This is a genomic window from Rhodococcus sp. IEGM 27 (genome assembly GCF_033142305.1).
GTDB lineage: Bacteria > Actinomycetota > Actinomycetes > Mycobacteriales > Mycobacteriaceae > Rhodococcus_F > Rhodococcus_F oxybenzonivorans.
Map to the genome: position 1 here is coordinate 268,024 of NZ_JAWLSG010000003.1, position 25,149 is coordinate 293,172.

The following is a 25,149-nucleotide window of genomic DNA, read 5'->3' on the forward strand; positions in this document are numbered from 1 at the left end:
AGGGTTGACGGGATGAAGATCAGACCAATTCCGCTTCGTAGTCGACTGCGGGGCGCAGCGTGGCCCAAGCGAACCCAGCTACCGAAACCGCGGGGATCAACAACAGCAGCCATTGAGCTGCCCCGCCTTGGCCACCGAGCAGGACGTCGTAGTTGGTGATCGCGATGTATGCCACGGAGCCGAAGCTGGCGACCGACAGTACTGGTGCGATCTTCGTCGTCCACAGGTTCGTTTCGAGCTTGTTCCGGAGGAAGAATGCGATGATCGCTATGGACGTGAGGATCAGGATCACGATCAGAGCCACGGTGCCCAGCGAGAGGAGCCAGCTGAAGGTGACCGTGATGGGATCTGCACCGGCCATTCCGAAGCCGGCGACGACGACGGCAATGAGCACACCTACGCAGAGCGCAGCGGTAGCGGGTGTTCCGGACTTGGCGGTGACGGTGCCCAATCGAGCGGGCAGGACTCCCGCTCGGCTCAGCGCGTACAGGTAGCGAGCGAACATGTTCTGAAATCCGATGAGCATCGCAACGAAACTGGTGACGACGAGAACTTCGAGGGAGGTCGCGAGCCAGGGGCCGACTTCCTTCTCGGCAATGGCGAAGACGAATCCGGCAGGGTCGTCGGTGGCCGCGGCCTGTACCGAATCCGATCCGACCGAATTGCCGAGCGCCCAGACGGTCAGGGCGTAGAACAGGCCGATGAAGGCGATGGATCCGTAGACGGCCCGAGGAATAGTGCGACGGGGGTTCTTGGCCTCCTCGGAGAACACCACTGTCGCCTCGAAACCGGTGAAGCACGCGAACGCGAACAGGAAGGCTACTCCGAGACCTGGGCCGACCAGCGCTGAAGGATCGAAGGCAGCCAGCGAGTTGCCCGACGATCCACCTCCGCCGAAGATGATCGCAGCGTCGAGGACGACGAGCACCGCGATTTCGAGAGCGACCAGAACGCCGAGAACTTTGAGGCTGAGGTCGACACCGACAACGGTCAGAGTGGTTACGACCGCCAGCACCACGAAGACGATTACCAGCGGTGGAATGTCGACTCCGAGCTTGTCTGCAATCAGTGCGTTGGCGAATACCGAGAACTGCGACCACAGTGCCGATTGCAGGCTGCCGTAGAACAGGATGGCCAATCCTGCACCTGCTGTGGCGACGCGCGGGCCCAGTCCGTGTGCGATGTAGGCCACGAATCCACCGGCGTTACGTATGTGCCGACTCATGGCGACGTACCCGGAGGAGAAGATTACGAACAGGCCAGCGGCAAGTAGATAAACCACTGGGGCCGTTGCTCCGTTGGCGGAGAACACGACCGGCGAGGCCCCGATGATCGCGGCCATGGGCGCCACGGCCGCGACCACGAAGAAGATGATCGCCCCGACGCCCAACGTGCCCGGACGCAATCCGGATCGTTCGGTGAAACCGGGCTGGGGTGCTGCGCTCGACGATACGGGTGGCGTGGTGGACATGGGGCGTCTCCGGGGTGGGCGGGTAGTGCAGGATCGAGTAGGTGGTGTTCGGCCGAATGCGTACGGCTCGAGCTACTTGGTCGAGGGGCCGGGCCGTGCAGTGTCGATCGCCGGCGTGCGCTCGAATTCCTGCGCGTACGAGCCCATCGTGAGGTTGACCAGTTCTCCGCTGTATTGATCGAGGGCGAATTGGATGCCGACGGTGCGGTGCGCAGCCAGGTCGATGAGCACCATGCCTTCGACACCGAGGTTCTTCTCGAGCCAAGAGAACAGGTACGTGTTCTCGCGCAGCTTGTAGTAGGTGCAATGTTCGGTGTCACCGACACCGACCTCGGTGCCGCCGACGCACAGCCACGTGAAGATGTTCTCGTTCAGATAGACGTGGTCGTAGACGTCCTCGCTGCTGTATGCGTAACGAACGCGGCGTCCGATCAGTTCGTCTGTGGCGATATGCGCCGCTTCCGGGACGGCACCGGATCCCGCAATTTGGCCCTGGAACCAGCTCTGCCGAGCGGCTGCCGGGTTCGGGTCGAGTCCGAGCTCGCCGACCGCTCCGGTGACCTGCCCACTGACGGTATCGATTGCGGCGCTGAGCGCGACGGGGTGATCCTCGCCGGCGCGCAGGTAGTGAAGGTAAAACAGTCCGGGCTGCATCTCGAACAGCTCGTAGCTGTCGCTGCCGTGCGCGGTTTCGGTGCCGTTCTCGATCACAGCCCACTCGACTGCAGAACTGGAGAACTTCTGGGAGAGGGTGAACGAGTTACCGCTGTCGACGTATCGAGCGTCGAGCACGATCTCCCGGCCGTCGAGCGCCCTGCTGAGGTCAGGTAGGTACTCGTCGAAGCCGTCGGCCATCTCGGTGAGCGGGGCCCAGTCTTCCTTGTTCCAGCTGAATGGGGTTGTTGCACTCAACATTTGATGCCCTTCGATGTGGGTGATACGTGGCGCAGGTACCGGCGTCTGGAAACCGGACCAAATTGAACAGATGGTCGAATGTGACCCGAGGCACAACTATGCCAGACCATCTTCATTTAATCAAGGGGTTGATCGAATTGTTTACGCGTCTATCGTGATGGCAACAGGAATGCGGCATGTCCGTCCGAGATGCCCCGATACCTCACATCGCGATGTGTGCACACATATGCGAAACGTATCCTGCGCCGGAACCTGTTTCGGTCCGATGACGACGTGCACCGAGCGATGGGTACAGCGGTTCGGGAGCAGACTTTCGGCTCGTACACGCCCGCGCAGCACAGCGACACGGTGTTCGTCGAGGACGTCCATGTCGAAGCACTAGTTACAGGGGCCTGTGGTGTCATCTCGGGCGTGCTGACTAGCAGCGGTGATCGCATCGACGCGAGTCGCGCTGTACTGCCGACCAATAGTGTCGGCGCTGCTCGCCTCGTCAAAACGGTCACTGGCTACGAACTACCCCTCTGGCCGGTGCTTCCTCAGGTTCTCCTTGTGAAGTCTGAGCACTCGACGTCCATTCCGTACCTGACGAATCATCAGTCAGAAGTCATTTCATTGAAGGTTTTGGAGGATTCCACGATCATGCTGAGCGGAGGCTGGGTGGGCCTCGGACAATGCTGAGCGGAGTGATGGTCTGCCCGTGCCGAGTCGTATCGAGGGCAACCTCGATCTGCTGCGAAAACGTTCCCCAGTCTGGGCGAGCTGACGGTGCTGTCCGCAGATACCTCACGCCTCGAGTCCTTGTCGTTAGACCAGGTGCCGTTCGTCGATCGCATCGCGGGCGCACGCAATGCCTATGTAGCGACAGGATGGAGCGGCCAATGGCTGGGCGCTACTACCGCGGGTAGCTCCCGATTCAGCGCTGTCAGCGGTCATGTAATTCCGACTTATGTCCGTGTCAGCGGTCCGTGGTCGGGTCAGCTGCCCGTAGCGTTCCGTAGCAGACCGGATGGGCGGACTCGTGTAATTCCTGTCACCGGCGATAGGCGATCTGCTTCGCTGTCTCCCACGGCTCGGGGTCGACACGGATCGCCTTCTGTGGTGGGCGGTCAAGTGGGCGAGCTTGTCAGCGGCGCTGAAGGCGCGTCATCGCTGCGGGCCGGCGGCGCGTGGGTGCGAGGGTTCATCGGGGACATTGTCCTCGACCAGAACTGTGGAGAAATAGTCATAGCGGGTTGATCCGTATCTCGCCCCGCAGGCGGGTTTGCTGTGAACCACTGGATCAACTCACCCTGACACCAAGGGCCGGAAGAAACTGATGAAGTCGCTCAGCGTCCGCGGACAGGTCATTGACAGTCCCCGGTCCGAACACGACCGCCCTCTTCGGCGCCACTGCGCCCGAACGAGGCCTCGGGCGGGTTGAGCCGGTAGCCGCAGTTGCGCCCTCGAAGTGCGTGACTTACTCGAGGGGGGAGTGGCAATATTGACTCTGGATGTGGCGTCTGTGCACCTCGGCAACTACTGCTCCCGATTTCAAGGGGGATAAGTCGCCGCACCATGAGTGGTGCCGACCGATGAAGAAGTGTTGACAGCCGTGGTAATGGACGATTCTGACAATACTCAGCAGTCACATGCTGCTGATTCCGTTCTGGAGGATCTGCAGAGGTCCGGGTTTGAAGATCCCAAAGAGATCGGCAGGGGCGGGTTCGGTGTCGTTTATCGCTGTGTGCAGCCCGCCTTGGATAGAGTCGTTGCGGTCAAGATCCTCACCAATGTTCTCGATGAGGAAAGCCGGGAGCGGTTTCTCCGCGAACAACGAGCGATGGGCAGGCTCACAGGTCATCCGAACATCGTCAATGCGTTGCAGGTTGGCGTCACGGACTGTGGTCGTTCCTATATTGCAATGGAGCATCATCCAGCGGGCTCGGTCGACGAATGGATACGCCGCCACGGACCACTGTCCTTGGACGAGGGACTCCACCTGGGAGTGAAGATCGCGGGAGCATTGGAGACCGCTCATCGGTTCCAGATCGTCCATCGCGATGTCAAGCCGGCAAACATCTTGATTACGGGTTACGGCGAGCCCGCCCTAACGGACTTCGGAATTGCACGAATCTCGGATGGTTTCAAAACAACCACCGGAGTGATTACGGGGTCGGTGGCATTCACAGCGCCCGAAGTTCTCACCGGCCGACCTAGCGATCCAGCAGCCGACGTCTACAGCCTTGGAGCGACGGTGTTCGCCATTCTCACAGGCCACGCCGCGTTCGAACGCCGCAGCGGGGAAGAGCCCGTTGCGCAGCTCCTACGGATCACAACGGACCCATTACCTGCTTTGCGGGACCATGGAATCGCTGACGAGGTAAGCGCGATCATTCAATGGTCGATGGCCAAGGACCCTGCAGAGCGTCCCTCGGCGAGCGGGCTAGGTGGTGAGTTGCGCAGGTTCCAGTTACTGAACGGACTTCCGATTGACGACATGGTGCTGGGGACACCGTCCGCGGAGGATCATTGTCGCACTCTCTCGCGGGGTGCAGTATCAGCGCCGGCACGTCGCGCGTTCCCCACGACCCGAACTGCCGCATCGGCTGGGGACGATCAAAACCGCGGGAACCTTCCGATCCAACTATCCAGCTTCATCGGACGTCGACGAGAACTAGTTGATGCACGTAATCTGCTGAGCAGCAACAGGTTACTGACCTTGTCCGGTGTCGGAGGCGTGGGTAAGACGCGGCTGGCGTTGCGGGTCGCCGAGAACGCTGCGTCGGGGTTTCCCGCCGGTGTTTGGCTGGTCGGGTTAGATGAGCTCCAAGACGAGTCGCTGGTGGCAGACACCCTCGCGGCAGTTTTGGGTTTGCAGAACCACTCCACGCGGCCCCTGGACGAATTGCTGGTGCGATTTCTCTCCTCGAAACGGGCACTGATCGTGTTAGACAACTGTGAACAAGTTGTCGGCGCGGTCGCGCAGTTAGCAGGCACACTGTTGCGCGCATGCCCGGAATTGCGGATCCTCGCGACTAGCCGCGAGCCGTTGAGTATAGAAGGAGAAGCGGTATTGCGATTGGCTCCGCTGTCAGTCCCTCAATCGAGTGAGGTGACTACACTGCGGGTCCTTCCCCGCTACGATGCGGTGGCCCTGTTCGCTGAACGTGCCGCTGCTGCTGTTCCGACGTTCGAGCTCAGCGATGCGAATCGGGAGACTGTGGTACAGATCTGCCGCCAACTCGATGGTCTGCCGCTGTCTATCGAATTGGCCGCAGCGCGGTTGCGTGTCATGTCGCCAGAACAGGTTCTGCAGAGGTTGACTCACAGGTTTGCCCTTCTTACTCACGGCAGTCGTGGCGTCCCGGCTCGGCAGCAGGCGCTGCGGTGGTGTATCGATTGGAGCTACGACCTGTGTACACCTGAAGAACAGAAAGTGTGGTCCCAGCTGTCGATGTTCGGCAGTACCTTCGAATTAGATGCCGCAGAGGGCATTTGTGGTGTCGATCTGGGATCGGTACCCCTCATTGATGTACTAACCGGACTCGTCGACAAGTCGATACTGACACGGGAAGAGTCGGGTAGCGAAGTTCGGTACCGGATGCTCGAGACGCTTCGTGAGTACGGCCGAGGGCAGCTCGAGGAATCTGGAGAGGCAGAATGCGTCGGCCGTCGATACTCGGATTGGTACGGGGATTTGGCTGCGCAGGCATCGCGCGAGTGGATCAGTCCCCGGCAGGACCAGTGGGTAGCCCGACTTGATCGGGAACAATCAAACTTCCGAGAGGCATTGGAGTTCTGTTCAAACTCGAAGGACGCAGCCAATGTCGGACTGCGTATCGCGACAGCTCTGGGGTTGTTCTGGCTCCCGCGCGGAATCTTTGGTGAGGGTCGTTACTGGCTCGCGCGTTTGTTGGAGAGTCACGACGAATCGCCCACTGAGGAACGGGCACGTGCGCTGAACACGGCATGCATGCTTGCATCCCTGCAAGGCGACCTTGCATCAGCAACGAGCGCCTTACACGAACTCGAGGAAATCGCGGTCGAACTCGCTGTGCCCGAGATCACTACCCTCGCTACCTACACTGCTGGATTCGTCGCTCTCTACAGTAGCGACTTCGGCCACGCTATTGACGCTTTCGAATCCGCGCTAAAGGAGGCCAGCGCACAGGGTGACATGAACCGTCACTTAGGAAGCCTAGTGGGACTCGCGCTTAGTCACGCGCTACGAGGACAGGCGACAAAGGCACTCGCGTACCATCAACATGTTTTGGCGCTCACCGAACCGATCGGTGAATGCGTTTTCAGGTCATATTCCTTGTGGGCCATCGGCCTACTGATATGGCGGCAAGGCGATGCATCACAGGCCGCGCAGGTCGTCGAACAGGGACTCCGTTTGACCCGCGTTACCGGCAATGTGAGGGGGCGTGCGTGGTGTTTGCAGACACTGGCATGGATCGCGGCGAGCGAAGGCCGATATAGACGCGCCGCGGTCCTAATGGGCGCAACCGCGACCCTTCGTGAGGTGATGGGCAGTCCAGAATTCTACTTCCCGACCATGGCGAACTACCAGAATGACGCAGAGCGACAGACACGCCGGGCGCTAGGAAACCGGGTGTTCGAAAGCGAATTCATGCACGGCCAAGTCGCTACCTTCGACGGGGCTGCTGCCTATGCACTCGACGAACCACCAGAGAAGACGCCACCGAATCCCCGATCAGCGCTCACTCGACGGGAGCGGGAGGTCGCTGAGCTGGTGGCCAAGGGTAAGACCAACAGAGAGATCGCATCGACCCTGGTAATTACGGTCCGCACAGCGCAGGGACACGTTGAACACATCCTCACCAAACTCGGCTTCACCTCACGCACGCAGATCGCCACGTGGGTCGTCGAACAGGCATAACGGACGAAGGCCAGGGCCGGCGTCGGGGACGACGCGCCGCGCGGGCCGACCGCCGCGCCAGGTCGAGCACCTTATGTCGGAACTCCTCGGCACAGAACGACATCCTTCAGGCGAGTTCGTAGCCAAGAACCCCATTGCGCGACTTTACCGGTCACCCTCCGTTCGTTGTCCGGTGCTGCGTGTACACGCTCGCTAAATTGCGTACTCCTCTTGGTTGCAGTTCGATTCAGGAACGACTTGCCACAAACGCTCGACGAACTTGCGAGTTGTTATTCCAAAGTGCACGAGGACCTCTCCTTCGGTGACACCCCCATACGGTGCCCACCTGCTGGCAACTTCAATTAGGCGCTCTGCGTCGTTGTCTGGATGTTAGCGACTACGGTTGTCTTCGATCCAAGCAGCGCGACGTCTCTGGCGCCGTCGGCGGTACTTTTCAGGGTTCATAATTCTCAACACATCTCTTCTGTCCGGAGGAGGCCCGTCGAGGATGAATTCCGCCACCCAGATATACATGCGGATTACCTGCCGACCTCGCATCGACCGTGATAAGCCACTTCACATGTATTGAAGGCCATTCTGGGTGCGGCGGCTCCGTCTCATGGGCACTCGGGCTGTCTCGCCTCGCGTTATCGAGAGCATAGAATTCGTCGGACGGAATGGTTCCTTGCACTGTGGCATGAGGGCGGCGCCGTCTACATGCAATCCGCTCGCGCGTTGGCGGGGAGGCAATCGTAAGTTCGGGTAGGCAACCGCCCGAATGAAGACGGTGCCTCGATCACATCTGGTAGATCGACTTGGATCGTTGGTACGTAGCGAGGCCATCAGGTCCGAGTTCTCGGCCGATCCCACTGTGTTTGACGCCGCCGAAGGGCGCGCTGATGTCGGGTATGTAACCGTTGATTCCGACGCTGCCGGTGCGGAGTCGGCGGGCCAAGGCAACGCCTCGCTCGGGATCCTCAGTCCAGACGGTACCTGCAAGGCCGTAGTCGGAATCGTTTGCGAGGGCCACCGCCTGCTCCTCGTCGTTGTACTCAGTGACGGTGAGAACGGGGCCGAAGATATCGTCGCGCGCGATCTGCCAGCCGTTGTCCACGTCCGCCAGGATGGTGGGCTCGAGGAACCACCCGTCATCAAGCCCGTGGGGCCGGTCGCCCCCGGCAACCAGCCGGGCACCGTCAGCAATGCCTTTGGCGATGACGGCCTCCACCTCATGTCGTCGGCGTTCGGAGACCAGTGGTCCGATCTGGGTGCTTGGATCGAGCGCGTCGCCCACCGCGAGGGAATCGGCGAACGATGCCAGCGTGTCAACCACCTCGTGATAGCGGCTGCGCGGCGCCAAGACGCGGGTGGACAGGAAGCAGGTCTGGCCGTTGTTGATCAACATGGCTCCGAACATCGCCTCTCCCATCCGAGAAAGGTCGAGGTCAGCATCGTCCAAGATTATCGCGGCGCTCCTACCGCCGAGTTCGAGCGTGACCGGTCGGATCAACGAACCGCAGATCTCCGCGATTCGCCTACCGATCGCCGTTGAGCCGGTGAACGTCACCATGTCCACCGCCGGGTGGCCGATCAAATACGCGCTCGCCTCAGCCTCGGCCGGCACCACATTGATCACCCCGGGCGGCAGACCCGCTTCCATCGCTGCCACGGCTACCGCTTGTGTGTCCAGGACGGTATCGGGCGACGGCTTGAGCACGACGGTGCAACCGGCTGCGAGCGCTGGCGCGTACTTCTGCGCAGCCAATGTCTGGGGGAAGTTCCACGGCGCAACTGCTGCCACCACACCAACGGGCTCCCGACGGAGGTGCGTTGTGCCAGCAAACATACCGGGTCGACTGGTGTCTTCCCGCTGTGAACGCACCAGTCCGGCGTAATAGCGGATAATTGTGCTGGGGAATTTCGCCTCGATCTGGGAGGAAACCGCAATCGGCATTCCGTTCTGCTCGCTGACCATGCGAGCGGTGAGGTCGCTGCTCGCCTCTAACGCTGCCGCCATTCGGTCAAGCACGTCAGCCCGTTCGTCCGGCGGCCAGCTCGACCATCCGGTCGGATCGTCGAATGCCGTGCGGGCGGCGGCTACCGCACGATCGACGTCGGCCGGAATGGCCGACACGGCTGTGCCGAGCAACCGCCCGTTGCTGGCCGAATGAACCGAAATAATGTGATTGCCAAGTGATTCCGCCCAACCTCCGTCGATGAACAGGGATTCTCTGGTCGTCATTGCACTCCCTCGCTAGACAGTCTCAGATCGTCAGAATGAGTGAGGGATCAACTCTGCTCCACCTGCTGGTCCACTGGGCCGACCGAACGAGAACGGGGCGTGGTCACCCGGGTCAGTGCGGCCAACACGAGAAGCAGGTATCCGGTGGCCCCGACAACGACCAGCCAATCCATCGCCACATCGTCGATCAACGAGGGGGTCGACGGAACCGTAGTGACAGCAAACGGCACGCATGCTACCGGCGGGTGGAAACGCCCGCGCGGGGAGGTCAAAATCAATAGGGCAGCGACCGCAGCGGGAAGCACAGTAGGGAGGTCCAACGCCACACCCGACAGCGAAAGCGGCACGCTGGTCGAGAACGCGAGTGCGTAGCACCGCAGTATGCGGACCCAGTCGCGCTGAAATTGGCTGGGGCGATGCAATGCGATTGCGGCTGTACTCGCAAAGGTGGATGCGACGAACGGTTGCCAGAATGTTATCTCCAACACCACTAGTGGCGTGAATAGCACCGCGGCTGACAGCAGCACTCGCAGCGATGTTTGCGGATTAACGGCATGCTCCGTTCGTGCCTTCGACTGCTGAACCAACGTTATTGATCACGCTACGTCCGCCCTCACTCTGACCTGACCTGACCGAGCATCGGCGGTATGGCTCATTGTCGCGCCACCGTTTGGGTGCTGTCGGTCGACCGGTTCACTCAGTCGACCGGGAACTCGATCCAAGCCGATCTCGATCTTGTCTCGTCATCGGAGCCCAATCCCAACGCTCCTTGTGGACTCAGCTGACTCGTACACGGGAATACCGCTGACGCAATCTTCAACTCGTGAGGTCCACTGGACGGACCGTTCTGCTGATTCCGCCCGCGACTCCGACGAGGCTGGCGGCATGACACTCAATGAAGAGGACGTTCGACAACTCGCGAGCGAACTGTGGGAAGCGGAACGTCTTTCTGCTCCGATCAACCCTATCAGCGGCAGATATCCCGACGCCGATCTCGACGATGCGTACCGCATCCAGTTGCAAGGCGTCCAGCTCAGGGCTGCCGGCGGCGATGTGGTCCGCGGTCACAAGGTCGGACTCACAGCACGCGTCATGCAAGAGCAATTCGGAGTGGACCGACCCGATTTCGGCCATCTGCTCGCTTCGATGTTCCATCCGGAGGGTGTGCCGTTGCCGGTCGATTCACTGATCGCGCCGCGGGTTGAGGCGGAGCTGGCGTTCGTGCTAGACGCTCCATTGAAAGGCCCGGGTGTGACAGTCGCGGACGTTCTCGCTGCGACTTCATTCGTGCTTCCCGCGTTAGAGATTATCGACTCTCGGATTCAAAATTGGCAGATTGGCATTGTCGATACGGTGGCAGACAACGCATCGTCTGCGAAGGTAATACTGGGCGGGACACGCACCTCGATCACCGATCTTGATCCGCGATTGATCGGAGTGGTTCTCCGCCGCAATGGCGAGATCGTTGAAACAGGTGCCAGTGGCGCGGTGCTGGGCAACCCTGTACAGGCAGTCGCATGGCTGGCCAACACGATCGCCAGTCATGGTGGCGAGCTCAGGCCCGGAGATTTGATCATGCCAGGAACCTGTACCCGGGCGGTGCATATGCAGCCCGGCGACACCATTCGCGCCGATTTCGAACACCTCGGTCACGTAGGCATTTCGTTCAGTGCAGCCGCCCGCTCGACACAGGAGGAGGTCGCATGAGCGACGTGCGGAATTGGGCGTCCCGATTGGACGAGGCCGCTACCAACCTCACAACGGTGCTCCCGCTCACCACGGACGGCCTCGCCGACATCGCCACCGCGTACCGCGTGCAGGATGCCCTCGTCAAGTGTCGACGGGATCGTGGTGAACGCCTCGTCGGCGGCAAACTCGGCCTGACGAGCAAGGCCAAGCAGATCGCAATGGGTGTAGACCGCCCCCTGTACGGCATGGTCACCAGCGGGATGCTTCGCAGTTCCGGTAGTCGATTGTCTCTGAAAGAGCTGATTCACCCCAGGGTCGAACCTGAGATCGCATTTGTACTCGGCGAGCCGCTGGAAGGCCCGGATGTGACGGTGGCGGATGTCCTCGCGGCAACCCGCTACCTGTGTCCGGCGCTCGACGTTATCGACAGCCGATACGAGGGGTTCTCCTTCAAGCATCTCGACGCGATCGCGGACAACGCGTCGTCCGCCGCCTTCGCGCTCGGCGACGACCTGGTCGAGCCGCACGGTGATCTTGCTCTGACAGGGTGCGTCCTCGAAGTCGACGGCCAGGTCGTCGAGTCAGCCACCGGAGCCGCAGTCATGGGTCATCCCGCCGCCGCGGTCGCCTTCATGGCAAACCAGCTCGTGTCCGTCGGAAGGCGCCTCGAGGCCGGGTGGGTGGTGTTGTCGGGCGGATTGACTGCGCCCGTGCCGCTCCGATCGGGATCGACGATCGCCGCAACCATCAGCGGGCTGGGCACTGTCACCCTCAGCGCAGAATAGGAGAAGAACCATGCCATTCATCCAGGTCAACCTCGGCGCCGGACGTACTGCTTCACAGAAGGACAAGCTGATCAGGGCAGTGTCAGCGGCAGCCGCCGACGCCATCTCGGTCCCGGAATCATCGGTCCGGGTATGGGTCGTCGAAATCCCATCCAGTGATGTCCTTGTCGGCGGACTGACACTCGCCGAGAAGCAGGCTGGCTCCTCATGACGCACTTCGTGCTGGTGCACGGTGGCTGGCATGGTGGTTGGTGTTGGGACAGTGAGGTTCTGGCGCTTCACCGGAATGGCCACACGGCGACGGCTGTCGAGCTGCCGTCGGACGATCTGGACGCGGGCGCCGCACGCTATGCCCAGGTCATCGCGGACGCCGTGCGTAAGCCTGGCGAGGACATCGTCGTCGGGCACTCACTTGCCGGTCTGGCAATCCCGCTGGTTCCCCAGACCGTCGAGGTGAGCAGCCTGGTCTTTCTCGCTTCGTTGCTACCCGAGCCGGGACGGTCCTGGCGCGAGCAACTCGCGGTCAGCCGTCCGATGGCGGACTGGTTCTACGCTGAGGGACTACCCAAGCAAGACCGCGATGAGCGGGGCAGGTCCACCTGGCCACCGGATGTCGCAGCCGAGCTGTTCTACCACGACTGCCCCCGCGCGGTCGCGGAGGAGGCCGCGAATCGGTTGAGGCCCCAATCACCAACTCCGATTGCCGAAGTCACTCCACTCGAGGCCTTCCCAGACGTTCCGATGCACTACATCGGTTGCCGGGAAGACCGGGCTGTATCCGGAAAGTGGGCGGAGAGCACCGCACGCGATCGACTCGGAGTCGATGTGACGTGGATCGACGGCTCACACAGCCCATTCCTGGCCGACCCCGACGGGTTGGCCGATCTCCTTATCACTTTCGCAAAAGGACCGGAGGACCGATGAACGGCACCGTCGCCGCGGCGAGCGCAACACCCACCCTGCAACATCAGGTCGAGCAGTTTCTCTACTTCGAGGCCGCACTGCTCGATGAGTGGCGACTGGACGAGTGGTTCGCTCTGATGCACCACCAAGTCAAGTATCGAGTTCCCTCACCGGGATCCGATCACCTCGACTCTCGCAACACCTTGCAGGTGATCCACGACGACTACACACGTCTGGGCGGGCGAGTAACCCGATTGAAGAGCCGGCATGCTCACGCCGAGAGCCCGCACTCACGCACTCGCAGGTTCGTCACCAATGTCCGTGCCGAGGCTGTCAGCGATGCGGTCACGGTGCATGCGAACTTCCATGTCATGCGAACCCGACTCGGTCAGCTCGATCACTTCCTCGGCACCTATCGGTACGTCCTCATCCCTACCGGCGACACCTTCCTTGTCCGGGAGCGGGTCGCGACACTCGATCACGGCATCGTGGAGGCCGGCGGCACCGTCTCGATCATCTTGTGACGGAGGTATGACAATGCTCGATCTGCACACCCATGTCGTTCCCGCCCGGACACCGTTCCTTTCCCGGCTCTCGTCGGCCGACCCTCGCTGGGCGAGGCTCGAGCCGGCCGGTGAAACCGGAGACGTCCTGGTCGCGGGAAGGGCTTTCCGGACCGTCCGACGCGTGGCGTGGGACCTCGACGTCCGGCGCGCAGCCGTTGAAACATCAGGACGCACCGGACAATTGCTGTCGGCTATGCCAGAACTCCTAGCCCCGTGGGCTCCGCCCGACCAGGGTCTCGATTACGCCCGCGCCTTCAACGACTGGCTTGCGTCTGAGATCGCTCGTCATCATGGATTCTTTACCGGGCTCGGCATCGTCCCGCTGAGGGACCCCGACAAGGCAGCTGCGGTTCTCACCGAGATCGCCGAAAGCGGACTGCTCGGAGTGGAAGTGCCGTCGACGCCGCCGATCGCCCCCCTGCATGCCCCGGCCTGGGCAGGGTTCCTCGACGAGGCCGAGCGGTTGGGTTTGCTGGTATTCGTCCACGCAGTCGGCGGTACCGCAGCCGCGGACTATCCGCATCCGATGGCGGCGAACGGTGTGGTGTTTCCGGCGAACATCGGCATGGCGGTGGGTGGCCTCATCTCTACAGGCGCACTCGCCACACGCCCGAATCTGCACATCCTGGCGAGCCATGGAGGGGGTTCCTTGATGACCGAACTTCCGCGGATCGACTTCTTGCGCAACATCACCCCGGAATTGCGCGAGCTCATGCCCGAATCCGCTGCGGAATCGGCACGCCGCATCTGGTTCGACCCCCTACTCTTCGACGTGGGGCTTGTGCAACACCTTGCGCGCGTGGTTGGGACCGAACGCCTGGTCTTCGGTACCGATTATCCGTTCATGCCCGGCGACCCAATCGCCTTCCTCGACGACCCGGTCCTGCCCACCGGCTTCGCCGCAGCAGTGCGCGCGACCAACCCGGCGATGCTACTCGACATGCTCACCCGCCCCGACCTCCTAGCAAAGGGAATTGGAAAATGAGTTCCGAACTACTCACACCCCTGACAGCCCACGAAGACCTCGGCGGGATGGTCGACGACCGTCCGGGAGAGGGGTTCTTCCGGGTCAATCGCGCCGCGCTTGTCGATGAGCAGGTGTTTGCGGAAGAGCAGAAAACTATTTTCAATCGGTGCTGGCTCTATGTAGGGCACGTCTCCGAGGTCACGAGCCCCGGGGATTTCCGTTCCAGGACAGTAGCGGGACGACCGCTGGTGCTCTGGCGAGGCAGCGACGGCGAAGTCCGCGTCTTTCTCAACGCCTGCCGACACAGGGGCGCTCAGCTCTGCCGGGTCCCCGAGGGCAACGCTCGGGGCATGTCATGTTTCTATCATGCGTGGACCTACTCGAACGACGGGAAATTGACCGGACTCCCAGACGCGGACGGCTACGGGCCGGACTTCGACCGTTCCCAGTTCAATCTGAACAGCCCACCGCTCGTAGAGGTGTACCGGGGTTTCGTCTTCTGTTGCTTCGACCCTGATGCAATCTCCTTGCCGGAGTATCTCGGCGGGGCCCGCGACTACCTGGACCTGGTGGCCGATCAATCCCCGGAGATGGAGGTGGTCGATGGTCTACACGAATACTCGATGGAGGCGAACTGGAAGCTGTTCGTCGAGAACAGCCTCGACGGCTATCACCTTATCCCCCTGCACCGGACCTACTTCGATTATCTCAAGACCACCGAGGATTCATACCTGGACCCGCGGAAACCCACGGAGGCGCTCGATCTCGGTAACGGGCACGCCGTGATAACGGTCGAGGGTCCATGGGCGCGTCCAGTCGCCCGGTGGACACCGGCAATGGGAGAGGAGAACCGAGGGTACATCGAGGCGCAACGAGTCGAACTCGAACAACGGTTCGGCGCCGAACGAGCGGAGCGCATTGCCACCACGGACCGCAATCTCCTCATCTTCCCCAACTTGATCATCAACGACATCATGGGAATCGTGGTCCGCACGATCAATCCGACCGCGGCAGGTCGTACGGTCGTGTCTCAATGGACGCTCGCCACGAAGGGTGAACCGGAATCGGTGCGGAGCCGCCGACTCGATTCGTACGTGACCTTCCAAGGACCGGGAGGCCTGGCCACCCCCGATGACATGGAGGCCTGCGAGTCCTGCCAGGAAGGTTTCGCCACTGCGGCCGAATCGCCCTGGTCCGACATTTCTCGAGGCATCCACAAGGAGGCAGCGGGGGGTCCGTTCGCCGCGTCGGACGAGATCCAGCAGCGCGCATTCTGGCGTCATTGGCGGGACATGATCGACACCCGGGACCGGCAGATCGCTGAGGTCAGCGACAGATGCTAGTCGGATATTCTTGACAGATGCGTATCAGCGCTGAGGAAAGCGGAGAGCAGCGGTCCGTCGGAGACCGGATGGTCCTTATCCTCGATACCGTCGCCAGCTCCTCCGGTGAGGTGGGGCTCAGTGAGCTCGCACGGCGGACCGGCTTGAAGAAGGCGACCGTTCACCGACTCGCCATGGACCTCGTCGCCCATCGCATGCTCGAACGTGGCGGGTACGGCTATCGGCTCGGGCTGCATCTTTTCGAGCTCGGTCAGCACGTGCCCGCCTCCCGTCGACTTCGAGCGACCGCTCTACCATTTATGGCCGATTTGCTGGCCGCGACCGGTGAGGTCGTCCAGCTCGGCGTACTCGACGGCACCGAGATCGTCTACATCGAGAAACTCACCGGCCGGCAGGGGGCGGCGCTTCCGTCGTCGGTGGGCACTCGACTTCCCGCGTACTGCACCGGCCTAGGCAAGGCAATTCTCGCTTACAGCGACGAGTCCGCCGTCGACCGAGTGACCTCAGCGGCAATGCCCGCCCGAACCGGGACGACGATCACCGATCCGCGGCGCTTCCAGCGCGAACTCGAGAAAATCAGAGACACCGGGATCGCCTACGATCGAGAAGAAGGTACACGGGGCGTGACGTGCGTTGCAGCAGCCATCGTCGTGGAAAGTTACGTAGGTCGCGATGGTCACCGCGCGGTCGCTGGGCTCTCGGTGACCGGACCCAGCCATCGACTACAACCGGTAAGGCTCGGGGCGGCAGTACGCACCGCCGCCCTGAGCATCAGCCGTCTCCTCGGTTACCCTTTGATGCGTTGACAGGCCCCTCCGGCCGGCGTGTAGCCGCTCTTCCATCGATCAGATATCGGCGTCCTTCTCGTCTTCCGGACGACGGACTCGCACGGTGGTGCTCCTGCCGAAGCGGGCGGCGATAGTCGCCCCCGCCCTCAGCGGTATCGCGGCGGTCAAACCTCCGGTGATGATCAGTTCGCCCTTATGTAGGCTGCCCCCGCGCGCGGTGAGTTCGCCAGCTAGCCAGGCCACTCCATGCAGCGGGTGGCCGGCCGCCGCGGCAGACACCGCCGTTTCGACAGCCGTTCCGTCCTCACTCAACTCGAGCCGAATCCGGTGGGCGTGCAGCGGATCGATGTCGAGAACGGGGCCGAGGACGACCCCGGCCGCGGAAGAGCCGTCAGCGGTGTTCTGCTCGGCGGTGAAGCGATAGTCTCGCCAGATCGAGTCAACGATTTCAAGGCAGGCACGAACCTCACCCACCGCTGCAGCGACCTCAGTCAGCATCAAACCCGGTCCGGAAAGATCTTTGCTCAGAACGATCCCGATTTCCGGCTCCACTCGCGGATGGAGGAAACCCGCCGCTGCGGCATCATCGTGTAACACCATGTCGTCGAGCAGTGGACCGTAGTTGGGAGCCGAGACTCCCATCTGCCGCCGCATCACCGCCGAGGTGTAGCCAAGTTTGTAGCCCACATGGCACCGTCCCTCGGCAAGGCGAAGCCGGGTGAGATGTTGCTGGATGGCGTATGCACTGTCGGTCGAGAGCGCCGTCGCGTCGCGATGTGCATCCAGAAGCGTGCGATTGCGACGGGCGTGGTGTAGTCGTTCTGCCAGTAGGTCCGGACGTGCGGTCTCTGAAACCTCGATCATATCGGTCACGCCGCTATGTTGGTCCGCCGCCGCATCGGGTGTTCCCCACCGGTCCACTGGCCGATCCACCACATAGTCCCACCGCCGAATCTTGCGGAGACTCAGTGATTATCACCACTCGAACTTGAGGAGGAGCAATGGCTGAGGTTCTCGGTCTGGGAGTGACTCACTATCCACCGCTGAGTGGAACCGACGACAATCTGACGAAGGTCTTTCGCGGTGCCCTGGCAGACCCGAAACTGCCCGCCGAGCTGCGCGACCCGGCGTCCTGGCCCGCGAGAGCCCGGGAGGAATGGGCCGACGACGAAGGCGTCGCCGCGGGAAAGGCCCATCGAGCAGCGCTACGTGAAGGGTTCCGGCAGGTGCGCACCGCCCTCGATGAGTTCCAACCCGACGTCGTCTTGATCTGGGGCGATGACCAGTACGAGAACTTCCGCGAGGACATCGTCCCGCCCTATGCCGTCTTGGCCTATGAGGACACCACCGTCCATCCGTGGCGGCACGCGGACGAGTCGTCGAACATGAAGGGAAAAGCGAATGTTTGGGGCGAGAGCGAAGAGACCTCGCGCGTGATCCGAGGTCACCGACCCTTCGCACGGCACCTCGCCGAGGGCCTGCTCTCCCGGGGGATCGACGTGCCATACGCCTACAAGCCATTGCACCATCCCGGCTTTGCTCACGCCTTCCTCAACACGGTGTTATATCTCGACTACGACCGCGAAGGATTCGACTACCCAGTAGTCGCATTCCCACTGAATTGCTATGGCCGCAGAGTGATCAGCTTCCAGGGAAACATCAGCCCGCTCGGTGTCGAACGCGAACTCGACCCGCCGTCGCCAGCGCCGTCACGAATCATGGACGTGGGCGCCACCGTCGCCCGCATCTGTGCGGAAAGCCCGTACCGGGTCGCGCTGGTGGCCAGCTCCAGCTGGTCCCACAGCTTTCTCGTCGACTCGACATTCCGGCTCTTTCCCGATTCCGCCGCAGACGAGCGGATGTACGAGGCGCTCGTGTCGAATGATTACGGCGTATGGGAAACCACGACGCTCGAGGACGCAGAGAAAGCAGGCCAGCAAGAACTCCTGAACTGGTGGGCGCTGGTCGGCGCGATGCGCGAACTGGGCAAGGCGCCGAGCTGGACTTCCTTCGCTGCCTCGAACATCTTCGTGTCCAACAAGGTGTTCGCAATCTACGGCGGAGCCGAATGATGAAACGCACAGACATCGCGATCGTCGGCGCTGGACCTATCGGCCTGTTCGCCACGTTCTATGCCGGAATGCGGGGCCTGTCCGTCAGCGTCATTGACGCGCTACCCGAGCCTGGCGGCCAGATCAGCGCCCTATACCCCGAGAAGCTAATTCGCGACGTGGCCGGGTTTCCCGCCGTAAAGGGGCGGGAACTGGTCCAGGCTCTCACCGATCAAGCTAAACCATTCTCCCCGAACATGCTCCTGGGGCGTAGTGCCACGGCTCTCACCGATCGCCCGAATGGAGATTTCACGCTCGGTCTGTCGGACGGTACCTTCCTCGAAGCCGGAGCGGTGGTGATCACCGGCGGAATCGGGACTTTCACTCCGCGAAAGCTGCCGTGTGGAGAAGACTTCCTGAACCGCGGCCTTCGCTACTTCGTTCACGACCCGGACGAGATGTCCGGCAGCCGTGTACTCATCGTGGGTGGAGGCGACTCCGCATTCGACTGGGCAGAGGCAATGCAAGACTCCGCCGACGTCACGCTCGTGCATCGCCGGGACGCATTCCGCGCTCACCAACACACCGTGGACCAGGTCCTCGCCGGCCGGTCCACCGTCCACACCAACACCACCATCGAGCAGCTGCGAGGCGACAGCAAAGTTACCGGGGCTGTGCTCCGCAATGTCGTAAGCGGTGAGACCACCGAGATCGACTGCGATCACGTTGTAGCAGCCCTTGGTTTCGTTGCGAACCCAGGCCCGCTGCTGCAGTGGGACATTGAAGTCCGCGATCGCAAGATCGTAGTCGACGCTGCCATGCGAACCTCGCGGCCGGGCGTGTTCGCGGCGGGAGACATTTGCACCTACAGCGGTCGGGTTCCGCTCATCGCTGTTGGCTTCGGTGAAGCCGCCACAGCAATCAACCACGCCGCGGTCCTTTTGGACCCGACGGCGTCTACGTTCCCCGGCCATTCCACCGACGGCCCAGCAGGCCTCGGTACGCCGCTCGAGGCTTTGGTCTGATTAAGGAGGAGACATCATGGCCTACGTCATCACCGACGCCTGCGTCGACATACTCGACCGCTCATGCATGGAAGAGTGTCCAGTCGATTGTATTTACGAAGGCGATCGCAAGATGTACATCAACCCAGTGGAGTGCATCGAATGCGGTGCTTGCGAACAGGTGTGCCCGACTGCGGCAGCGTTCTCCGAACGAGCCCTTGTAGGCACCGATGCTTCCTGGAACATCGCCGATAACGCCGAGTTCTTCACAAAACCGCTGTCCGGGAGGGCCGTCGTGCTCGGCAATCCCGGCGGTGCCTCACATTTAGGACCGGTTGGCGTTGATACCGACACCATCGCTGCACTGCCTCACCGATGACATGGAGAATTTAGTGAAGAGCAATGAAAGTCGGCCGGTCACTGGAGTAGACCCTCGCACCGGTACCCCACTGCCTGCATACGCCGCCGAAAGTACGTTTGCTGAAGTCGACGCCGCAGTAGCTCTCGCTGCCGAGGCTGCGCCTGCCCTTGTGGCACTCGGACGGGCCGGTCGTGCCGAGCTGTTGAGAGCACTCGCCGATGCTCTCGAGACCTCGCGCGAGAGGATCATCTCCGTCGCCGACTCCGAAACTGCGCTCGGCGCCGCCAGGCTCGGTGGAGAGCTGAGCCGCACAACATACCAACTGCAATTTTTTGCCGAGGTCCTCGAGGATGGTGGATACCTGGAGGCGACGATCGACCTGGCCGGGCCCACTCCCATGGGACCGCGCCCCGATCTGCGGCGAATGCTAGTGCCGATCGGACCCGTCGCTGTCTTCGGTGCCAGCAACTTCCCACTAGCGTTCTCGGTCCCAGGTGGGGACACAGTCTCCGCCTTGGCAGCTGGAAGTCCCGTAGTCGTCAAAGCGCACGGCTCACATCCTGGAACGTCCAAATTCATTCACGATGTTCTGCAGACTGCGTTGAGATCGGTGAGAGCACCGATCGGAGCTCTTGGCTTGGTATTCGGACGTGAGGCCGGTGAGAGGCTTGTGGCTCATCCGAGCATCACAGCTGTCGGATTCACCGGATCGTTGTCGGGTGGGAAAGCGTTGCTCGACATCATCAACAGCCGTCCCGAGCCGATTCCCTTCTACGGCGAACTCTCGAGTCTCAACGCGTTGATTATCACCCCTGCCGCCGCGCGCGAGCGAGCAGCGGAGATCGGCACGGGTCTTGCGGACGCCGTGTCCGGTTCCGCTGGGCAGCTGTGCACGAAGCCTGGCCTCGTGGTCGTACCGGCAGGCGAAGACGGAGATACGATCGTCAAATCTGCTGCTACCGTGATGAATAAAGCGCAGATTGTGCCGCTACTCAACCACCGGATCCATTCGTCGTACTTGACCGACACGGCTGAACTCCGTCAGACGCCCGGCGTGGTATCCGTGCCCATGGACGAGCGGGCGAGTGGACCTGGGTACAACGTGTCCCCGCTGTTGGTCTCCGTGGCGGCCAAGTCCCTTCCCGATGCCGCCTTTGCGGAGTACTTCGGCCCCGCCGCTGTCATCGCCCGATACTCGACCCCTGCAGAATTGGCCGAGGTGCTTGACCGCTTGCCCTCGTCGCTGACCGTCACTCTGCACCTGGGTGCGGACGAGAAGCGACCCGAGTTGATCGGTGCAGTCAGTGAGCGCGCCGGCAGACTCGTTTTCAATGGCTACCCCACGGGAGTGGCGGTGAGCTGGGCGCAGCATCACGGCGGTCCCTGGCCGGCTACCAATAGCCTTCATACGTCGGTGGGCGCCACGGCAATCCGACGCTTCCTGAGGCCCTTGACCTGGCAGAACGCTCCCGCTCACACACTGCCCGACGAACTTACGGACAATCCGACCTGCCCGCTACCACGACGCATCAATGGACAACTCCAGGTGTCTTGAGAGCGCGGCCTGTGGTGCGGACCATATCGCATACGTGAGCTCGAGGAAGGGGTGTCCACTCCAAGGGGAGTAACTTCAGCCTGAGGTTGCCCCTCGGGGTGGATACCCGATTTCAGGCGGCGACAGACAGCGTAGACGACGCGACCAGTCGTTGTTCGAACTCCATTGGGACGAGGTATGGGCGGGCGTAGTAACGGCGACGACGATAGAATCACGAGCCACTCGAACAGCTTCAGCCGTGCCTGCGACTTCGACGTCCAGGTCCGTCCGCACAGCCACTCCACTTGATTTCTTGGAATCGACTTTCGCGGCCTCCTCGGCCTGGCGCTGGACTCGGGCTGACTCGCTGGTCAGTTGCTTGTAGTAGCCGGTGTGGAGGTCCCGAGCACCCAGCACAGCCGCCGAACGCCGAACACGGCACGATGAGCGGATATGAAGCCCCAGCGGCGGATATTCACTCATCTCCGTTGCGAGATCGCGGCTGCCCGGCGCAGGATCTCGCGTTCGAGCTGCCCTTTCTCCTCCGCACCGCGTAGCCGAGAAATCTTTGCGCGCAGGCGCGCGAACTCGTCCGTTTCGGTCTTAACGCCGCCGGTACCGTGGTCCTCCGAGCGTGCCTTGCGGCGGTATCCTTGGACCAGGGTTTGCCATGCCTCCGCGCCGATCCCAAGATCCGCGGCGACCACCGCGTAGTTGCGTTTCCCTTCGGCTGTTCGGTATAACGCGACAGCATCCCTCCGGAACTCCTCCGAATACAGCGATTGACGTCCCACCACGGCATCCCATCCTGGCCTTCACGATCAATTGTCGGAATGTCCACTCCACAGTGGTTAGCCTCAACGGTCCGGTCCAGGCCAACGTAGACGGATGGGGCGGTGTGGTCGCGCAACGGAATCATCCACCCGGTACCGGTACCAGACCAGCCCCGCGCGCAGCACACGGTCTTGGTGTCGTCGACGACGCGCCGTCGCCGAAGTCGTACTGCAAGCAGAGCTGGGTTCGGTGATTGATACTCGTCGACCAGCATCGGTCTCTTCTCCCGCGGCGGGTCGGAGCATCGGCGGGTGGCGTTCGGTGACGCGACGGGCGACGGTGTGATGCGAGCACCCTGCCAGCGCGGCGACGCCGCCACCAAGGGGGGCGGGTCGGACGAAAGAAGATCTTCGACGGCCTCCTCGACCGCCTCGACAGGTACGCGGTCTCTTGACGATCACCCGAATAACCAAGGCTTCGTTGGCGGACTTCATGACGGCCTCTCCTCGAGGACGTTTCGGCGTGGTAGCACTTTCGAGCGAACTAGAGGGAGGGCCCCGATCCGGGGATGTGAACGGGACGAAGATCGATCGCGTCGTACAACGGACACATCCGAGTGTGCCGTGTCGTGTCCGCCAGCGGGCTCAAACCCATGTCTGTCGCCGGGTGTGGCCCTTTCCGGGCACTTTCGTGACCGCCTATGGCCAGCTTTTCATATGTCCGCCGACACCAGGACGGTGGGATGCATGTTCCCAGTCCCAGGCAGGACCCACTCTGCATCGAATGCACTGCTACCCGGGACCGTAGGCATGCACATATCGAGCGAGTCGGTCTCGCAATGCTTCTGGACACGATTACCTACCACCGCGAAGCTGGGCCACGAGGGAGGGACAATGTGGGTGCACCAGTCTCGATTCCTCCCCAAGCTCAAACGCCGCCGAGACGGTGCCGGGGCATCGTCTCGGCGGCGTTGCCTACTCCCGCGATGTTGAGTTGTGCAACATGCTCGACAACAATTCCGTGATAGCAGATCTTTCCGTGCCAGTACTAGCCAGTGGGAGACGGTGACATCCGCCGCTCCACAGCAGCTGTTCGTAAGCGCCGTTCTAAAGCGAAAACACTAGCGCTGGCTCCGACCAAGACCAGTGCCATCATCACGAAGATAGAAGAAGACGACATCTGCGCTCCAAGAGCTGCACCGACGAGCAATGGGCCTGCGATTCCACCAATTCGACCGATGCCCAGCGCCCAGCCCACACCAGTTGGCCGCATCGCTGTTGGGTACACGACCGTTGCCAACGCGATTACACTCATTTGTCCACCTGCGACACAGGTACCCGTGAGGAACGCCGCCATCAAGAGCAACCCGGCGGAAGTTCCCATCAGAACCGATCCGAGTATCGCCACAAAGACTGCACCACCCACGTAGACGGATCCAAGGACTCGAAAGGCGTTGATACGGTCCATGGCGGGTCCAATGACGGTTGCCGCCGCAACTCCGCCGATGGTGGTCAACACGGTTGCGGCAATAGCCAGGCTCGGAGAGTGCCCTTGAGCTGAAATGATTGTTGGGAGCCAACTCTGAATTGCATAGAACGCGGCCAGGTTGGTCATGAATGCGATCCATAGCAGCACCGTGGGGACCAACCATTGTCCGCGAACGAGAGTAAATGGACTGGACTTTTCGAGTCCGGTCGGTTGGAGAGTCTCCGCGAGGAGAACCACGTTGCTCGACAGACCTGGCGCCAGTCGCCGAAGTGTTTCCACCGCCCGCTGACGCGCTCCTGACCGACACAAGTAGGTCGGAGACTCGGGGAAGTAGCGAATCAGGGGCACCAGGAGCAGAAGCGGCAGGGAACCTCCTATAATGAACATTGATCGCCATCCCCACATAGGAATGACAATTCCTGAAACGATTCCTGCCGCAACAAAACCGAGTGCTAGCCAGCAATATATGAACATGACGAAGGAAGACCTGCGCCGTGTGGGCGCGAATTCGCTGACCAGGGCAACAATACTCGGAATTGCAGCTCCCAGTCCGGCCCCCGTGAGAAAGCGAAGTGCGATCAACTGGAGGGCGGTATCGGCGAACGCGCACAACAGTGTGAGAACACCGAAAATAGTCGTACACACCAGGACGATCCGCCGGTGTCCAATGCGGTTGGCTAACGGCGCGAGTGCGAGGTACCCCGCCATTAAGCCCGCGATTGCAGCTGAGAGGATTGGTCCCAGGGATGCCGCTGGGAGTCCCCACTCCTTTGCAATGGCGGGCGCTGCGAAGCTGATCGCCTGGGTATCGAACCCATCGAGGAACATTACGCTGCCCCCTAGCGCAAGTAGCGCATAATGGAACCGACTCATTGGTCGCGAGTCGACAACCTCACGAATGTTAAGTTCAGTGGCGGGTATTTGTTGCTGGCTTGATGGTTCCCGGCTCATGGGTGCAATGCCTTCCGTTTAGAATATTGAAGCGGTTCGATCGGCGAATAGCGATCGAGAAGTACGGCTTTCGAAGACCTTCTGACATCACTACCCCAGAGGTTCGTGAACCTTGTCTGGGAACGCGATTTTCTGCGACCTGCCGACAAAGGCAAGGTGGGCTGCGGGGTTCGATCAAGTCCTTGACTAAATGGTTTGGGTCTACTCGGCGACCTATATGCAGTACTCACTCGAAGCCTGCCGGACCGGGTACAGGGATCTCGGGGTAGGACGCGGACGGCATCATTATGTACTCCTTCAGGCGAGGATGATTGACATGGTCGACTCGACTCCCAGGACGCAACGGCCGGGTGGTCGCGACTCGATGCAATGGTGCAGGTGTAGCAGGACTCACATCATGTTCCGGTCCATGCAATGGACCACCCCTCCCTATTGCTGAATTGTCTTTCGTTGCCG

Annotated in this window: 20 protein-coding genes and 1 pseudogene; 14 read left to right on the top strand and 7 right to left on the bottom strand. The window is 61.6% G+C overall.

Translation table 11 applies throughout. From position 1 onward, the window contains the following. Positions 1-19: 19 nt before the first annotated feature. Positions 20-1,471 (bottom strand): APC family permease, encoded by a 1,452-nt coding sequence (locus R4P95_RS12155; RefSeq protein WP_213575755.1) that lies wholly within the window; start codon positions 1,469-1,471, stop codon positions 20-22. Between the two features lie 72 nt (positions 1,472-1,543). After that, positions 1,544-2,386, bottom strand: coding sequence for a MoaF C-terminal domain-containing protein (locus R4P95_RS12160; RefSeq protein ID WP_317744402.1), 843 nt, complete (start codon positions 2,384-2,386; stop codon positions 1,544-1,546). A gap of 285 nt (positions 2,387-2,671) precedes the next feature. Here R4P95_RS12160 and R4P95_RS12165 point away from each other — a divergent pair, with 285 nt between their 5' ends. Together R4P95_RS12165 and R4P95_RS12170 are read left to right on the top strand one after the other, a co-directional pair. Beyond that, on the top strand, positions 2,672-3,064 hold the full coding sequence (locus R4P95_RS12165) for a hypothetical protein (protein WP_317744401.1): 393 nt from the start codon (positions 2,672-2,674) through the stop codon (positions 3,062-3,064). An 883-nt stretch (positions 3,065-3,947) separates the two neighbouring features. Beyond that, positions 3,948-7,268 (top strand): protein kinase domain-containing protein, encoded by a 3,321-nt coding sequence (locus R4P95_RS12170; RefSeq protein WP_317744400.1) that lies wholly within the window; start codon positions 3,948-3,950, stop codon positions 7,266-7,268. A gap of 775 nt (positions 7,269-8,043) precedes the next feature. Here R4P95_RS12170 and R4P95_RS12175 read toward each other — a convergent pair. Then, complete coding sequence (locus R4P95_RS12175; RefSeq protein ID WP_317744399.1) at positions 8,044-9,489, bottom strand: aldehyde dehydrogenase; 1,446 nt, start codon at positions 9,487-9,489, stop codon at positions 8,044-8,046. A gap of 47 nt (positions 9,490-9,536) precedes the next feature. Next, positions 9,537-9,719, bottom strand: coding sequence for a hypothetical protein (locus tag R4P95_RS12180; protein ID WP_317744398.1), 183 nt, complete (start codon positions 9,717-9,719; stop codon positions 9,537-9,539). A 655-nt stretch (positions 9,720-10,374) separates the two neighbouring features. On the opposite strand from R4P95_RS12180, the gene R4P95_RS12185 reads away from it, so the two are divergent. The 8 genes from R4P95_RS12185 to R4P95_RS12220 are packed head-to-tail and all read left to right on the top strand — an operon-like array spanning position 10,375 to position 16,548. Then, a complete protein-coding gene (locus R4P95_RS12185; RefSeq protein ID WP_317744397.1) occupies positions 10,375-11,196 on the top strand; it encodes a 2-keto-4-pentenoate hydratase in 822 nt (273 codons plus the stop codon). After that, positions 11,193-11,963 carry a 2-keto-4-pentenoate hydratase gene (locus R4P95_RS12190; RefSeq protein ID WP_317744396.1) on the top strand — a complete coding sequence of 257 codons (771 nt, stop codon included), beginning with the start codon at positions 11,193-11,195 and terminating at the stop codon, positions 11,961-11,963. The genes R4P95_RS12185 and R4P95_RS12190 overlap by 4 nt, the downstream gene beginning before the upstream one ends. Positions 11,964-11,973: 10 nt before the next feature. Next, entirely contained in the window at positions 11,974-12,174 is a 201-nt protein-coding gene (locus R4P95_RS12195) for a tautomerase family protein (RefSeq protein ID WP_317744394.1), read from the top strand. Further along, positions 12,171-12,887 carry an alpha/beta fold hydrolase gene (locus tag R4P95_RS12200; RefSeq protein WP_317744392.1) on the top strand — a complete coding sequence of 239 codons (717 nt, stop codon included), beginning with the start codon at positions 12,171-12,173 and terminating at the stop codon, positions 12,885-12,887. Before R4P95_RS12195 ends, R4P95_RS12200 begins: the two co-directional genes overlap by 4 nt. Further along, a complete protein-coding gene (locus R4P95_RS12205) occupies positions 12,884-13,390 on the top strand; it encodes an aromatic-ring-hydroxylating dioxygenase subunit beta (RefSeq protein ID WP_317744391.1) in 507 nt (168 codons plus the stop codon). Before R4P95_RS12200 ends, R4P95_RS12205 begins: the two co-directional genes overlap by 4 nt. Before the next feature lie 7 nt (positions 13,391-13,397). Then, the gene (locus R4P95_RS12210) at positions 13,398-14,417 is read left to right on the top strand and encodes an amidohydrolase family protein (RefSeq protein WP_317744390.1); all 1,020 of its coding nucleotides are present in this window, start codon (positions 13,398-13,400) and stop codon (positions 14,415-14,417) included. Then, positions 14,414-15,742 carry an aromatic ring-hydroxylating dioxygenase subunit alpha gene (locus tag R4P95_RS12215; protein ID WP_317744389.1) on the top strand — a complete coding sequence of 443 codons (1,329 nt, stop codon included), beginning with the start codon at positions 14,414-14,416 and terminating at the stop codon, positions 15,740-15,742. Before R4P95_RS12210 ends, R4P95_RS12215 begins: the two co-directional genes overlap by 4 nt. 17 nt (positions 15,743-15,759) lie before the next feature. Further along, positions 15,760-16,548 carry an IclR family transcriptional regulator gene (locus tag R4P95_RS12220; protein WP_317744388.1) on the top strand — a complete coding sequence of 263 codons (789 nt, stop codon included), beginning with the start codon at positions 15,760-15,762 and terminating at the stop codon, positions 16,546-16,548. 39 nt (positions 16,549-16,587) lie between these two features. Here R4P95_RS12220 and R4P95_RS12225 read toward each other — a convergent pair whose 3' ends face one another. Further along, positions 16,588-17,394 (bottom strand): 2-keto-4-pentenoate hydratase, encoded by an 807-nt coding sequence (locus R4P95_RS12225; protein ID WP_411567408.1) that lies wholly within the window; start codon positions 17,392-17,394, stop codon positions 16,588-16,590. Positions 17,395-17,531: 137 nt separating this feature from the next. Between R4P95_RS12225 and R4P95_RS12230 the strand changes: the two genes are divergently transcribed. Genes R4P95_RS12230 through R4P95_RS12245 form a run of 4 tightly spaced genes read left to right on the top strand, consistent with a single transcriptional unit; the run spans position 17,532 to position 21,501 of the window. After that, on the top strand, positions 17,532-18,602 hold the full coding sequence (locus R4P95_RS12230) for an extradiol ring-cleavage dioxygenase (RefSeq protein ID WP_317744386.1): 1,071 nt from the start codon (positions 17,532-17,534) through the stop codon (positions 18,600-18,602). Beyond that, entirely contained in the window at positions 18,599-19,606 is a 1,008-nt protein-coding gene (locus R4P95_RS12235; protein ID WP_317744385.1) for an NAD(P)/FAD-dependent oxidoreductase, read from the top strand. Before R4P95_RS12230 ends, R4P95_RS12235 begins: the two co-directional genes overlap by 4 nt. 16 nt (positions 19,607-19,622) lie before the next feature. After that, positions 19,623-19,964 (top strand): ferredoxin, encoded by a 342-nt coding sequence (gene fdxA, locus R4P95_RS12240; protein ID WP_317744384.1) that lies wholly within the window; start codon positions 19,623-19,625, stop codon positions 19,962-19,964. Positions 19,965-19,977: 13 nt separating this feature from the next. Continuing rightward, the gene (locus R4P95_RS12245; protein ID WP_317744382.1) at positions 19,978-21,501 is read left to right on the top strand and encodes an aldehyde dehydrogenase (NADP(+)); all 1,524 of its coding nucleotides are present in this window, start codon (positions 19,978-19,980) and stop codon (positions 21,499-21,501) included. Between the two features lie 300 nt (positions 21,502-21,801). Here the strand turns inward: R4P95_RS12245 and R4P95_RS12250 are convergent. Together R4P95_RS12250 and R4P95_RS12255 are read right to left on the bottom strand one after the other, a co-directional pair. Next, a pseudogene (locus R4P95_RS12250) lies at positions 21,802-22,274 on the bottom strand (transposase); the annotation flags it as partial. A 1,027-nt stretch (positions 22,275-23,301) separates the two neighbouring features. Then, positions 23,302-24,693 carry an MFS transporter gene (locus R4P95_RS12255; protein WP_317756782.1) on the bottom strand — a complete coding sequence of 464 codons (1,392 nt, stop codon included), beginning with the start codon at positions 24,691-24,693 and terminating at the stop codon, positions 23,302-23,304. Positions 24,694-25,149: the final 456 nt, after the last annotated feature.